This is a genomic window from Desulfomonilaceae bacterium (assembly GCA_041662605.1).
Classification (GTDB): domain Bacteria; phylum Desulfobacterota; class Desulfomonilia; order Desulfomonilales; family Desulfomonilaceae; genus CAJBEZ01.
In genome coordinates this window covers 174,630-188,956 of the sequence record JBAZSD010000006.1, presented here as the reverse complement: position 1 = coordinate 188,956, position 14,327 = coordinate 174,630, and the positions used below count along the sequence as shown (strand labels likewise).

Here is a 14,327-nt window from a genome sequence, read left to right as displayed (position 1 = left end):
ATATACCTCAGAACCGCTGTGCTACGCAAGAGATAAACGCTGTTAAATATCATAATATCAGGATGTTGTGCCAATTAAGGTCTCTATAAATTGGGGTCGGTCACGTTAAGTCCGACAGACTCCTAGAAGGCACGTGTGTCAAATAAGGACAAATGAACTGGATTTTTTAAAGATTGTTTTATTCGGATGAATTTTCTTGTGAAGCTGGCGGAGTCTGAAATGAGTACACTGCAATTGGATCAAAAAATATGGCGTCCCAGTTCACCTTTGGCCCCTTGAAAAGTTATCATCCCATCTTTTAGAACTGCGACATGGGAGACAGACGGAAGAATTTCTTTTGGGTCATGAGTCACATTTATGATGGTTGCGCCTGCGCTGATAGCGTTTTCGATGATCTGCGCCACGGCGCTCCTGGCCTCGGAGTCCAAACCCGACAAGGGCTCATCCAATAAAAGAATTCTTGGGGAATTGATCAATGCTCTGATGATTAACAGTATCCGGGCCTGTCCATAAGACAGAGCGCCTACCTCTCTGCTTTCAAGGCCTTCCACTCCAAATGCCTGGAGCAATGACTTTCCGAGCAAAATCTGTTTCCCGGTAGGTTCGCATGCCAGGCCAACACTCCCATATAGTCCGGAAAGAACAATATCAAGCCCTTTCCGGGAGGAGGGGAAATCGGCCTGAAAATCGGGCGACACAAGACTTATGGATTTTCTAATTTCGTCCAGTGATTGTGGATCATCGGGTTCAAACCTGCGTATAGTCCCGCCCCACACGGGCAGTAATTCTCCGGCGATCAGTTTTAATAATGTAGTCTTGCCTGAGCCGTTTGCGCCGAGCAATGCCCAGTTCCGGCCGGCGAATATCTGCCAGTTTATCTGATGTAGAATCCTTTTCCCGCCCATTGACACATCTACATTTTCCATCCGGATCAGTGGATACTGGTGACGCTGTTCTAATTTGGTCTGAAAAAGGACATCGGAGCGCCGCTGCGCCCTGTCCGCCCTGAAAGCGTTTCTAGTCGGGCAGGGGGGCCTTAAGAAGCTCCCAGAATTGACTATTCTTCCGGATTCTAGAGTTATGATCCTGGTCACAAAATCGGGTATTTCGCTAGGGTCGTGAGCCGCGACGATCATCTGGGTTCCCTGTCCAGCCAGGAGTTCTAAAATTTCCAGGACTTTTTTCCTGGCTCCGGTATCCAGACCTGCGCAAAGCTCATCAATAAACAGAATCCTGGGTCGATGAACTATGGCCCGGGCAATCAGAACCTTTTTAGCCTCACCGAATGACATGGTCAGGACACGCCGAGTCGCTAATTTTTCCAGACCCAGAGTCGCCAAAACCTGCCTGGCCCTAGCCAACATTGATTCAGTAGGCGTCCGGTAAAGGAAGGGTGTTCCGTCAAAACCTGTACAGACAGCTTCTATGCCCGACGGGTTCCACCTGTTGATTCTGTATTGGTCGAGAAGATCTGAAGACACGATTCCAGTCTTCTCACGGAAACCGATCGGAGAAAACTGGGACTTTCCATTGACAAGATAACTGCGGCGTCCGGTTTCAGGAGCTGGCCAGATATCACCACGTATCAGCCGAAGAAAAGTTGTCTTTCCAGCCCCGTTACCACCCAACACGGCCCAGTTTTCGCCCGGACGCAACATAAAATTGATGTTGAACAGTATTGGGGAATGTCCGTATCTGACGGAAACATTTTCCAGTTCCACAAGATTCTTCGCAAATTCCATGTTTGACTAGGACAACTCCGAGATGGCAATTTCATTTTGCCCGCGTTATACTAATGTTAGTAGGCCGAAATCATGACTTACCAGAAGACAAATTCCGCCTCTGGGAGGAAACCCGTATGACTGACGAAACGAATAAAATAGTCATGTATGGAGCAAAATGGTGTCCTGACGCCAAGAGAACGAGAAGATTCCTGGACGGCCACGGGATCGAATATCAATGGCATGACATTGATGATGAAGACGGGGCCAGGGATTTCGTAATAAAGACTAACGGGAAGTTTATCATCCCAACTCTGCTGTTTCCGGACGGCACAAAAATGGCTGAGCCTTCCGATGAACAACTAGCCGAAAAGTTAGGAATATCGTCCTGATCGCCGCAGTTTACGCCTCTTAGTTAAGCTTGCTGGACCCCCGTTCCCTTGCTTCGAATAACAGATATTCGTTTATGAACCGATTTATGTCACCATCGAGAACTGCCTGGACATTGCCTATTTCACAGTTTGTTCTGTGGTCCTTCACCATCTGATAGGGTTGAAGCACATAAGACCTGATTTGAGATCCCCAGGCTATATCCTTTTTATCCTTGTTGATAGAATCTTTTTCAGCTCTTTTCTTTGCCAGCTCCAGGTCATAGAGCCGGGATCGGAGAATTTTCATGGCCATGGCCCGATTCTTGTGCTGGGATCTTTCATTCTGGCACTGAGCTACGATTCCGGTAGGCAAATGGGTCATTCTAACGGCGGAATCGGTCTTGTTGACATGTTGACCACCCGCCCCCGACGCCCGATAAGTGTCTATTTTAATGTCCGCTTCATTGATATCAATTTCAACATCATCATCAGCGCTAGGGTAGACAAATACTGCGGCGAATGATGTGTGTCGTCGCGCGTTGGCGTCAAAAGGAGAAATCCTTACAAGCCGGTGAATCCCCATTTCAGCCCTTAGTCTACCGTAAGCATAATCGCCTTCAACAGAGAATGTGACTGATTTCAGGCCTGCTTCTTCCCCGGGCAGCGAATCGAGAATTTCGGATTTGTAACCCTCAATTTCCGCCCATCTCACGTATAGCCGGAGAAGCATTTCCGTCCAGTCCTGCGCCTCAGTGCCTCCTGCGCCGGCATGTATTTCCACTATAGCGGAACCTGTATCCTCCGGTTGAGAGAACAGGCGCTCAATCTCCATTTCCCGTATATGATTATCGAGTTTGGAGATGTTTTCCTGGACTTCGTCGAGCACCGACCGGTCTTCTTCCTCCAAGGCAAGTTCCAGTAAGGCCTCGGTATCTTCTATGTTTCGATCAAGCCCTTTGAAATTGTGTAATATCCTGGCTATCTGTTTTTGTTCGCGCAAGATGTCTTTGGCGTGGGAGGGACTACTCCAGAATGTTTCATCTGACTGGGTCTTCTCAATTTCATCAAGCCGGGTAACTTTTGCGTCGAGGTCAAAGATAACCTCGTAGATTCGTCTGTCTTTGTCTAATTTCCGCCAGTTTTTGCTGAAGTTCAAACATCTTGTTCCTCCTCTGGAAGCTTGAGGCTTTGCCCTGCATAGGCCCGGCCTTCAAGCCATTTGTTGTATGGTGAGAACCCATCGGAATCAGCCGATTCGAGGGCGCCGTCGATTATTCTAAGTTTTGAGTCAAGGTTGTCCGCAAAATGGACGAGTAGCGCCTCACGAGTGAGCGGTCTTACAGGAGCGCCAAACTCCGGTTCCCCGTGATGGGACAACAGAATATGCTCCAATTCTACCAGCCACAGTTCATCCTCAAGGCCCAATTCAAGCGCAACCGTCCACAAGAGTGTAATCCCAAGCGCAACATGACCGATCAATCTCCCCTGCGTAGTTCTGGAGTGAGACGAAGCAGTCAGTTCCTGAAGCTTACCGATGTCATGAAGAATAGCTCCTGCTATAGCTACAGATCGGTTGATTCCCTTTTCAGTTTCAAGAATTGCCAAAACTTTCCGAACCACCCCCCACGTGTGCTCGATGAGACCTCCTCTGTAAGCGTGATGAATCATCTTGGCCGCGGGGGCAAGCCGAAGTTGGTCTGAAACCCGATTTAAAATCTCAGCCACGAAGTTTGACAACTCCAGGGGCTCTAAAGTTTCTGTTAATTCGAGTAATTCGTTGAAAAGTTTTTCTACATCATACGGAGTTGACTTAACAATAACCGTAATGTCTGGAACCTCTGTTTCGTCAGCCTTTCGAATCTTGTCCACAATAAGTTGGCTCATGTCACGGAACATCTCAACATGGCCTTCGACCTTGACAATGTCTCCCAGGTTGAAGTCCTGTCCCCATTTCTGAAGCGCTTCCGGCCATATCTTGGCTGACATTTCCCCGCTGGAATCGCCGATCCTTAAATCGAGGTAGTCATGGCCTCCCCGGGTTTTCCTCGTGGTTTTTCCGCGTAATTCGAAAAATCGGAGGACCTGATCCCCGTCCTTAAAATCTCTTATGAAAATTATTGATTCCATTTGCCCGTCAATATAAGTGAACGATGTTAAGTTTTTGATTTATCTTTTGATTGGATTTGTCAATCAAGGTAATTGGCGAACAAGAATCCGCCCACCAATGAATGTTTTTCGGTAGGTCAGTTCAATGGCGTGAGGCCCGCGCTCTGACATTACTGCTAATGGCTGAAGCCTCTCTTTTGTTAAGGGCGTCAAGAGATTTTTCCATAAAGTCGGGGATGTCGATGTTTTTGCCTCCATGAAGAATCGCGTAGATCTCGCCAAGGATGGGTGGATGAAAACCCCTTTGGGCCGCAATTCTCTTTGCAAAACGGGAGGCCTCAAAACCTTCAACAGCGATCATCTTTTTCCTGTATTGTTCCAGGAGGACTTTTGCGGGTCTGCCTTTGCCCTGTTTTTCGTCCATCTGGGCAAGGTCACGGCCAAAGCTTGCCGACCGTCCACCGCGACAAGTGGCTAGCAAATCCGCTATCCAAACCTGACTCTCCGCGTCAAAAGTTTCAGGCGCAGCGCCAAGAAGAGCCCCAAAATCCCTAATCTCAGCGGTCACCAAAGTGGCGTAAGTCGCAAGGAAATTCTCAGGAGCCTTTTTTGAGCCCTCAAGAATTCCATAACCGATAGCGTAAACGTTCTTAAGAGCTGCAGACAGCGTAGTTCCAATAACATCACCGGAGTATACCACCCTGAATAACGGGGTTTCAATTAGTGGTCTGATCCTTTCAAACGTTTCATAATGGTCACACGCTATCTGAGTCACACCGGCTCCGCCGTAAATGATCTCGTGGGCAAGATTGGCGCCGGAAAGGACCGAAATACGCATCCGTTTCCCTAGTCGCTCCAGCTCCTCTCTCACGGTCTGGCAGGGCAATAATCCTGTTTCAGGGATGAACCCCTTGGTTGCGATCACCAGGTCACTTCCCTCAGGGGCCAACTCCAGAATTTTAGTCATTGCGGAATAAAAATACTTGCTGGGTGTAACTAACAGGATGAGAGATGTGTCACCAATAGCCGCAATAAGATCAGACTCCGGTCTAACCGACCGGGGAAGGATCAGATCCTTGAAAATCCAGGGATGCTTCCGTTCAACCGTCAGTTTCTCAATAATCTCTTCTCTGGAGTCATAAAGAATCAGGGCATGTTCAGCCAGTTCGTTTTTCTTGAGCAGGTTAAGGCCTATATGCAAAGCCAACGTATAGCCCCACGCTCCAGCGTTCACCACTGTCATCGTATTGCGGCCTCTAAGAGGATATATGCGGCGGTCAGCGTGATACGCGTAAAAGTTGAGCAAGGATTCATTGCGGGGGGAATATTCGCGCCTCCAGACAGACCATGAAATGGCCCTACGACTGGAAAGAACTTTCAAGCCGAGTCTGATAGCCTGGTCCAGATCAGATGTAATAACAGGATGGAAAGGAGGAGCTTTTCTATAACGGGTTTTGAAGAAAGAAGTAGTATTTTCAACTTCCTCGAGAACTTTCTCTTTTAGAGTTTTCTTGTCAAGTCGTTCAAAACCCTGCGCGGATTTGGCGATCAACTGAGATGGGTGGATGACCTTGTTCCTGGCTATTTCTTCGATAGCCAGATGTGAAATACGCTGAAGAGACAGGGAATTATCATCGTTGAGTTCAAATGGTTCCCCAATGGTCGTAGCGACATCCCCGAAAATCCCATCGATCTGTCGGATGGCTTTTTCCGCGGACCCAAGCCCCAAAACAAAGGGCATCATCATGGCCCTTCTTTTTGGGAACATGGAAAGAACGGGAAAAAACCACGGAGAGGTCAAATATCGATCCTCAGGAATAATGGAATATGAAATTGACACCGGAACCATAAGGGCTTTGCCCGTAGCCTTCACTCCTGATATTACCCCATGAGGAACGTATGGTTCCCGGAGAACCCCGTCTCTGGATCTCACGGTGTAGCGACTGGTTCTGGCGTAAAGCGCCTGGATTTCCCCCGTTTCAGCCAAAGCGGCGCAAAACCATGAATAAGCCCTATGTTGAACAGGTGAAAAATTCTTTTTCACCTCAAGGGTCCTAAACCCTTTCAACCAATTTGAAACCCATCCTGTAGTTATGCCGCCGGACACATGGGTCACTGGTGTTGGTAATCCGAGTTTGTTGAGCAAGCCTGAGGTGTGTGAATAATCGAAATAAGAAGAATGATTCACGAAAAAGAAAACCGGCCCCTTGAATTTCAGTATCTTGTCCTTAATCGCCGGGGGTGTTTCAGAAGAAATATCGTTGAACAGTATACTTGTGAGAAAAGTGACAATGGCCGCTGTGTTGTGAAAGTCATTTTCGTCAAACGAAACCGTCAGTTCAGCAAGCGCCTTTCGAAGCTCATAATGATCGCCCCTGGGCTCATGTTGTTGAGCCAATTGAAGCGCCCGTTCCCGGACCGCGTCCATATCGATCATTCGCGGTCTGGTTCCGGACAGGCTTCTCTGGAGCTTTTTGAACCCTTCATGTTTTTGAAAAATTTTAACGAATCTTTTCAGACGCATGATTGAATCATGACCTCAAATGAAGGGTTCGCCATTGTTTAGACTGAGTCAGTTGACTATCCCTGTTGCAGGACGATCTGTTTCCCGAGCGGGACCTCGAGGTCCTGGTCTTTGAGCTGGGCCTGTGGGTGGAGCGCTTGGCTGTACGACAGGAGGTTGCTGTCTCAATATAGAGGGCTGGCTCGATTGAGGCTGTTGCTGAGGCGCGGTAGTCGCCGGTCCTGTAGGACTTGCGACAGGCGCGCTTGGCTGAATTTGGCCCGTCGGACCAGCTATCTGATCTTGTTGACCATTTTCCTTGGACACTGGCGGCGTTTGGTTGAAATGCATAGACAGCAGCGCCTCGTTAAACAGTTGGTGAAACTTTTCCATGCTTTTGGATGGGGCGAGGCAGGAAACTCTAACAAGGGTCTGGTCCATTTTGTAAAAAACGATGACTATATCCATCCAGATTTTTGGAGTATTTTCGTAAGCCTGAATGAAAAAATAATAAGCTCCCGGAACTTCGCACTTGAATTCCCCTTCGTCGAGGATTCGAACTTCCTGTTTTTCCTTGGATGTCCCTGCGCCCTTTTGAAGGTCTGTAATGCCAGTCCGCAGTTCTTGCAGGAAAACGTTTAAAGGATCTTTCACAGGCTTGTGGGCAGCTATGTGTATCTTGGCCCTGAAATTGTCGGTCAGATCCGGATCCTGGAACACCACATAGTAGTTGCCCTGGGGTTTATCAATTTTTACCCATGTGGCAGGATATTTTATTGTGAACCCATATTCGTCGCTGCTGAACGTCTTGAAATCAGCCGCAAACGTCGATAGGGGAACCAGAAAAATCAATAACGTGACTATTGGGACCAATAATCTGCTCAATTTAACGAAATCTTTACTCATGTGGTGTGTCTCCTTTATCAAGGGACTGATCTGAACAGCGCAGAATGATAGCAACAAAGACTTTGCAGGGTCAAGCTTTTCTCAAGTTAGGCTATTTGTAAACTGACCCTCTCCATTCTATACCGATATCGAAAATTTTCGTTAGCAATAACCAGGTGGCGATCCAAAAACATGCAAAAATACCTAGTGGCGACAATAATGTGTAATACCATTTACCGTGATAATGCTTCAGGAAAATTCCGAAAGGAATTTCAATAGTGAGGATAGTCGCCAGACTCATGATAAAAAGTATTACAACACTTGGCTCAAACTCTCCACAAATAGCCATCCTTGCCCCCAAAAACAGTACCAGGCCGAATGGTAGCAGTAAAGGGGTGTAGTTTAGCCAAAACCTCATAATTTTCCCAGGCCTGTTTTCCAGACCACCGTAAAACGTTCTTCGCCAGAAACGAACCATTTCGAATATGTTATCGAAAGGTTTCGTCTTTATAAGATCGGAACGGCTGACACTCAATCTCATTCCTGAACTCTTGACAGCCCTGGCCATAGCTATGTCTTCCGTAATCTGATTTCTCAAATTCCGCCATGTCCCTACTCTTTGATAAGCCCCCGTTGTAATCATGATAAAGCAACCAGAAGCCACTGCCGCGTCTGAATGAGGATCGTTGATCGCCCTCATTGGGAAGAAATATGAAATGCCAAGCGCCATGTGAGGATACACTGTCCTCTCCAGGAAGCCCCATTTCTTAAACCCGGGGATGAGGCTGAGCATGTCCAGCTTGTTCGTCACGAAGTATTGCACAGAGCGACCGATAAGATCTTTCGACAATGAAGCGTCCGCGTCCGTGAATAACAAAATATTCCCGGAAGCCATCTCAGCCCCAGCGAACATGGCGTGGGTTTTCCCTGTCCAGTCCTCCGGGAGCGATTCCAGCCTGATGGTTTTGACCCGACTGTCCCGCTCACGTAGACGCGTCATCAATTCCCAGGTGTCATCCTGACTACGATCGTCTACGAGAATAAGTTCCAGGTTTCGATAAGTCGACGCCAAGATGGACTCGGCAGCCTCGAGAATGTTGATGGCCTCATCTTTGGCCGGAATAATGACGCTGACTTTTACTTCGGCATTTTCAGAATTCGGTTCCTGTGGCAATGAAAAAACCGAAATTTGCTTCAGTTCTCTCAAGAGCTGCGGAATTAAACGGGATATTTCCAACATCGTTAAAGCCAGAATGATAAAGGTAAAAATAAAAAACCAAATCGGCACGAGTCAACGCCTCATCCTGATTATACGCTTTGGCTCCGCTACCTTTTGAGTAATCGCCGGGTCAAGGACCATCGTGAAAAGAAGCACTATTAATCGCAGGATTTAGTCCGGATTTCAAGGTAACTCGATCCAAAGTGTGAATCAGTTCCGGATTTTTCAAGGAAATTAAACGGTGAACAAAGACGGAGTAGTTACGTGGCTTGCGGGAGGGATTAGCCACCAGAATTCTTAAAAGAGATGGGTTTCTTCACATATAACTTTTCCGCAGTGTCGAGATCCTTCTTAGCCTCTTTTGTTAACCCAAGCAGTTCCCTCAACTGAGCCCTCTTGCGGTAAAGATAAGGATTTTCGGAATCCAGCTTGATGGCCACGCCGAGATAGATAAGAGCCTCGCCCAAATGCCCGCGGTTTTCCAGACGCAAAGCCTGTTGCATGTGGATTGGCGCGTTTTTTGGGTCCGTGTCGTACACATACGGCTCTTGACTCGAAAAGCGACTCTCCGCACAAGCTGAGCGAGCAGTCGCGGCAAAATAATTGAGGGTCCCGTTCTCTAGTCCCTTGATCAAGACAGCAGGTGTAGACGTCTCTACTATCCGTCGAAAATCATACTTCTCAGGCCCCCAGAACAAAGAGTACTTTGAGGCCCCCGGGATCGGTTTCCACGAAACCAGCAGGCCCTGATCCACAACTTCAAAATGGAGATCGCCCGGTGGGTTCGGTGGTACAGCAGACATAGGTCCACCGCTCGACCCCCCGCATGACGTAAGTCCCGCAAGGGTAGACAGAAGAATCAGTATGTGAAAGACTCGACTATGATAAAGAAAATGTAGCACGACGACTAAACCTTTATGGATTCCTCAAGCAAAATTCGATACCGAATACTTCAGCCAAGACCAGAGAAGCATAAGCCCCCTGGATGAATTATCCTTCCTATTTTATCCATATTTCTTACTCGACACAAGGCGCGAGAAAGAAAAACATCCAGAAAATGACGCCCAACCCAGGGATAATAAGAATTCGGGTCGGGTCCTGAGGGTTTTTATGGCCCAGTTGGAGGCAAGACAAGAAGGTTTGACTGAGTCATGTTGGTGTGCTATAACGCGACGCAATGATTATATACAAGTAAGACAAATAGTTGATATCAAACATCAACATTATTTTTTAAGAAATGGAGTTAACATTGCTAACCCTTCGTAGTATTTATCTAAGTGGTTGTATTCTATTCGGGCTTCTCTTTGTTTGCCTGCCTGGCGTCCATGCGCAGCAGACACAGACAATCCCCGATGATCAAGTACTGGCCAAGATCGGTTCCAAGACGGTTACGGAAGGGGACCTGAAACAGATGGCCAACGCTGTCCCAGAGAAATTTCGCTATTATTATCAGACCCCCGAGGGTAGAAAACAGACTCTGGATTACATAGTTAATATTTACGCGCTTGCCGCTGAAGCGGAAAAGGAGGGATTGGACAAATCTCCAGACGCTCAGAAGCTGCTTGCTTTTACGCGCAACGACCTGCTCGCTCGCCTCATGCTCGACAAAATGACAAAGAGCGTTCCCGCTCCTACGGAAGAGGACGCGAAAAAATATTTCGAACAAAATAAGGCCGAGTTTTCAACTCCTGAGAGTATAAAACTCCATCACATCCTTGTCGAAAACGAAAAACAAGCTAAGGACGTCCTCGCGCGATTGAAAAAGGGTGAAAAATTTGCAGATATAGCCTCTCAGGTTTCCATTTGCCCGAGCAAGGCCAAAGGTGGCGATTTGGATTGGATGCCCAAGGGAAGTTTGGTACCGGAAATTGAGGAAGTAGCGTTCAAAATGAAAAAGGGCCAAATCGAAGGACCAGTCAAGAGCAAATTTGGCTATCACATACTCTATCTTGAGGACAGCAAGCCTGCGGAAGAGGCGTCGTTTGACCAGGTCAAAGACTACATCCTTGAGCAAATCAAGTATCAGAAACAGCAGGAACAGTATGAAAAGATAGCGGATTCTTTGAGAAAGAAGATGAATGTGCAAATCTTGTTGCCCGAAGACCCTGCCAAACCTCCGACTGCAACGCCTGGAGCGGCGCCAGGCGCTAACCCCAAGAACTGACAAAAATGGCGGCTGTGAGGCCGCCATTTTTTTTCTTGTCCAAAAAGAAATTTGAAAAGAAAGTTAACTTTCAAGTGGCACGAACATATCCTGAGCCTCCTCAACGACTTCTTTCATATCGCCCACCTGGTCGTTGACTCTCGAAAGAGCGTCCTCGGCCGTTCGTGTTTTAAGGTCTTCTTCTCGTACCATCAGAGATACCATTTCGACGAAATAATCCTCATCAAGGAGATGAATCTTCTTGAGAATATCGAGAGTTTCTTCATCAGTCACATCGATATCATCGGGTTTTAGTTCTCCTCGATCCAATTTGATAAGGAAATCAGCCGAAAATGTTTCTTCCGACTCTTCAACCAGAGTGGGTGACAATTGCGCGCCCGGTCGTATAATCTTGTCCTGGAAAGCAGAGGCCACCAATTTTATATCCAAACTTCTCAAAACCTTGGAGAATGTTTCCTCGTCTTCTTCAAGAAAACTTATCAACCAGTGATAAGCGGTTTGAGGATCAGTAACTCCCTTGGTGGAAAACAGCTCAGAATCAAGATCGAGAATAGACTGGACTCTCTCCGGTTGTACGAGAGATAAAACTCCAATATGAGTGGAACACTGGGATTTCATCAATCTAAAAAGAGTACGGTCTCCCAGTTCATCAACCAGCTTCTTGCCTTCTTCATCTCCTAATAGAAAAATTATCTCCTGGGCGTTTTTTGGGTCATGCAAAGTCTCGTTTGAAACCAGGTTTACCTGTTCCACGCGGGGGAGGGTTTCGAGCAGTTCAGACGCGTGTTTTCGGTCTGCTTTCATCAAGTCCAGTACTCTATGACCCTGTTCTGATACGGGAGTTAGATAGTTTTCCAATCGCATCGGATGCCTAGCCCTCCTCTTCGTTCCATCGAGGATCTTCTATTGACCTGACCATTTCTATAGCGCCTTCGTCGTCGCCAAAATCCTCTGCCAGCCAACCTTCTTCAGGGTCTTTATAGGCTTCTCCGAGGTTAAGTGTAACTCTTCTACGTTCTCTAGTTATCGTCATGATCTGCAACGCTTTAACAAGAGCGCCCCGTGCCTCTTCATTAGGAGTGTCCCGGAACGCAAAAATAATGTTTCTCAATTTGCCGGCGTTCGTTTTGTCCAGATCGATGCCCTTTATTTCGAGTATGGCATTGAGATCCGGCGCGTCATCCTGATTTAAAGATCCAAGTAAGTTGTCCATAAGTGTTCTGGACAAACGCATGAACCGACTCAGCGAAAATGCCAGAGTCGCCGAGTCCATTGCAACAGGGTCCTTTTCCACCAAGTTCAGGTATTCCAGTTCGTTACCCGTGTTTTCCGATACCAGTTCCTCGAAGGTTCTGAACTCAGCGCTTATCTCGGGATTGACCAGAATTTCTTCTTCCATGATTACGTCAAACCTCCCTGACACTTGGACATCATATTAAATCCTGCGCAAACATGTTGCAAGGATAGGAATTTTATACGGAGAATGGAAGAATGTAACGTTATTTCTGCAATCTGATCGTTTGCTCAACAGGAGCAAATGTAATAGCCTCTCAAAGGGATTCAGGCGCCCCCCGAAGACGCGCTCCAAAAAACATGGAGATGGCGAATTATGTTGGCCATTTATCGAACTTCACGGAGGTTTTAGAGATGATAACCGCAGGAATCGACTGTGGAGCCAAAAATACCAAATCCGTCATTTTAAAGGACGGGAAAATTATAGGTAAGGGCATGGTTTTGACCGGCTTTGAACAGGCCGAGGCTGTCAAGGATTCGTTTGAGATGGCGCTGAAGGACGCGGGCATAAACTCAGAAGATATTGAGAGCATTGGAGGCACTGGATCAGGGGCGAAATCAATCCAGGAAGCGGACATAAAAGTAAATGATATTAAAGCTATGGCGGCCGGCGCCAATTACTTTTTTCCAGACAGCCGAACAGTTGCCGACGTAGGAGCGGAAGCCTCACGAGCCGCTAAATTCGATGAAAACGGCAATGTTATAGATTTTGCTATTAATGAAAAATGCGCAGCAGGCGCTGGGGCCTTTATCGAAGCAATGGGCAGAGCGCTGGAAACTCCGCTGGCTGAGATGGGAAACCTCGCTCTTTCTTCGGATAATCCAATTCCGATGAACGCGCAATGCACGATATTTGCTGAGTCCGAGGTTGTCGGCCTTATCCATGCCAAGACTCAGAAAAAGGATATAAGCAGGGCTATCCACGACGCTGTGGCCAGTAGGATTGTGTCCATGATACGACGAGTAGGCGTAAACCCTGACATCGTAATGATAGGCGGGGTGGCGTACAACCCCGGTTTTACGACCGCTTTAAAGAGAGAACTTGGTGTTGACAGGATTTACATCCCGGATGAGCCGGAATTCGGAACGGCCGTCGGCGCCGCTGTGGTTGCGGCTAAAAAATAAAACCGGAGGATATACAAATGTCAGCGGAGAAAAAGGCGGAATTCTGGCGATGGGCGGAGGCCAACTGGGTCAACCCGGATATTCGTTGGGAAGACGCTCAGTTCATCACTCTTGGAATCGACGTAGGATCAGTCAGTTCACAGGCCGTAATAATGGCCGACGCTGAAATGTACGCATACGGAAACATGAGGACTGGATCAGATAGCCCCAACAGCGCAAGAAGCGCTTTGAAATTCGCTCTAGAGAAGACCACTTTGACCGAAGACAAGCTTGGCTATTGTATCGGCACGGGTTATGGTCGAGTTAATGTACCTATGGCCGACAGAACCGTAACGGAAATCGCGTGTCACGCCCGGGGCGCAAACTTCTTTTACGGTCCCACTGTTCGTACAGTTTTGGATGTTGGTGGGCAGGACATCAAGGCGATTCGCTGCGATGAAAAGGGGAAAGTCACAAATTTCCTGATGAACGACAAATGCGCGGCTGGGACCGGCCGAGGCATGGAAGTTTTTGCGGACCTGCTATCCGTTCCCATCGGAGAAGTGGGCGAACGATCCTACCAGGTAGATAAAGAACCTCCGGCGGTTTCCAGCACTTGCGTAGTTTACGCAAAATCCGAGGCTACCGGTCTCCTGAGAAAAGGTCTAAGCACAAACGAGGTTCTCGCCGCGTATTGCTCTGCCATGGCAGACCGAATTTACTCACTCCTGGAGAGGGTAGGGGTAGAACCTGAATTTGCCATCACCGGTGGAATGGCCAAAAATAGCGGAGTTGTCGGTAGATTGACAAAAAAGATGGGATTGGAACCGCTCAAGACCACATGGGATACCCAGTTGGCCGGGGCAGCCGGAGCAGCGTTATTCGGTTATGCTTTATGTCAAAAAGGCAAGGGTAAAGGAAAATAACTGTAAGGGCGTCACCTGGTCTAACCGTTCTTTAC

13 protein-coding genes are annotated in these 14,327 nt (G+C 47.6%); 4 read left to right on the top strand and 9 right to left on the bottom strand.

What is annotated here, in order from left to right; translation table 11 throughout:
• Nucleotides 1-239: 239 nt before the first annotated feature.
• Nucleotides 240-1,742 carry an ATP-binding cassette domain-containing protein gene (locus WC647_07440; protein MFA6222132.1) on the bottom strand — a complete coding sequence of 501 codons (1,503 nt, stop codon included), beginning with the start codon at nt 1,740-1,742 and terminating at the stop codon, nt 240-242.
• Nucleotides 1,743-1,858: 116 nt separating this feature from the next.
• Here WC647_07440 and WC647_07435 point away from each other — a divergent pair, with 116 nt between their 5' ends.
• On the top strand, nt 1,859-2,113 hold the full coding sequence (locus WC647_07435) for a glutaredoxin domain-containing protein (GenBank protein MFA6222131.1): 255 nt from the start codon (nt 1,859-1,861) through the stop codon (nt 2,111-2,113).
• A gap of 19 nt (nt 2,114-2,132) precedes the next feature.
• On the opposite strand, the gene prfB is transcribed toward WC647_07435, so the two are convergent.
• From prfB to WC647_07405, 6 genes are all read right to left on the bottom strand, one after another.
• Nucleotides 2,133-3,252 (bottom strand): peptide chain release factor 2 gene (gene prfB / locus WC647_07430; GenBank protein ID MFA6222130.1). Its coding sequence is split into 2 segments (ribosomal slippage): nt 2,133-3,185 and nt 3,187-3,252, totalling 1,119 coding nucleotides; the frame shifts between segments, so codons are not numbered across the junction.
• On the bottom strand, nt 3,245-4,219 hold the full coding sequence (locus WC647_07425; protein MFA6222129.1) for an HD domain-containing protein: 975 nt from the start codon (nt 4,217-4,219) through the stop codon (nt 3,245-3,247). The genes prfB and WC647_07425 overlap by 8 nt, the downstream gene beginning before the upstream one ends.
• 121 nt (nt 4,220-4,340) lie before the next feature.
• Nucleotides 4,341-6,722, bottom strand: a complete 2,382-nt coding sequence (locus WC647_07420) for a hypothetical protein (GenBank protein MFA6222128.1) — start codon at nt 6,720-6,722, stop codon at nt 4,341-4,343.
• Nucleotides 6,723-6,770: 48 nt separating this feature from the next.
• Nucleotides 6,771-7,607 carry a hypothetical protein gene (locus WC647_07415; GenBank protein ID MFA6222127.1) on the bottom strand — a complete coding sequence of 279 codons (837 nt, stop codon included), beginning with the start codon at nt 7,605-7,607 and terminating at the stop codon, nt 6,771-6,773.
• 91 nt (nt 7,608-7,698) lie between these two features.
• Entirely contained in the window at nt 7,699-8,874 is a 1,176-nt protein-coding gene (locus WC647_07410; protein ID MFA6222126.1) for a glycosyltransferase family 2 protein, read from the bottom strand.
• Between the two features lie 212 nt (nt 8,875-9,086).
• Nucleotides 9,087-9,608: a hypothetical protein gene (locus tag WC647_07405; GenBank protein MFA6222125.1), complete on the bottom strand. Its 522-nt coding sequence runs from the start codon at nt 9,606-9,608 to the stop codon at nt 9,087-9,089.
• A gap of 446 nt (nt 9,609-10,054) precedes the next feature.
• Between WC647_07405 and WC647_07400 the strand changes: the two genes are divergently transcribed.
• Nucleotides 10,055-10,969 (top strand): peptidyl-prolyl cis-trans isomerase, encoded by a 915-nt coding sequence (locus tag WC647_07400; protein ID MFA6222124.1) that lies wholly within the window; start codon nt 10,055-10,057, stop codon nt 10,967-10,969.
• A 63-nt stretch (nt 10,970-11,032) separates the two neighbouring features.
• On the opposite strand, the gene WC647_07395 is transcribed toward WC647_07400, so the two are convergent.
• Both WC647_07395 and WC647_07390 read right to left on the bottom strand, forming a co-directional pair.
• Nucleotides 11,033-11,833 (bottom strand): DUF6178 family protein, encoded by an 801-nt coding sequence (locus WC647_07395; protein ID MFA6222123.1) that lies wholly within the window; start codon nt 11,831-11,833, stop codon nt 11,033-11,035.
• Nucleotides 11,834-11,840: 7 nt separating this feature from the next.
• On the bottom strand, nt 11,841-12,368 hold the full coding sequence (locus WC647_07390) for a hypothetical protein (GenBank protein ID MFA6222122.1): 528 nt from the start codon (nt 12,366-12,368) through the stop codon (nt 11,841-11,843).
• A 248-nt stretch (nt 12,369-12,616) separates the two neighbouring features.
• On the opposite strand from WC647_07390, the gene WC647_07385 reads away from it, so the two are divergent.
• Entirely contained in the window at nt 12,617-13,387 is a 771-nt protein-coding gene (locus tag WC647_07385; protein ID MFA6222121.1) for an acyl-CoA dehydratase activase, read from the top strand.
• Nucleotides 13,388-13,404: 17 nt separating this feature from the next.
• Entirely contained in the window at nt 13,405-14,292 is an 888-nt protein-coding gene (gene bzdQ, locus WC647_07380) for a benzoyl-CoA reductase, bzd-type, subunit Q (protein ID MFA6222120.1), read from the top strand.
• The last annotated feature ends 35 nt before the right edge of the window (nt 14,293-14,327 follow it).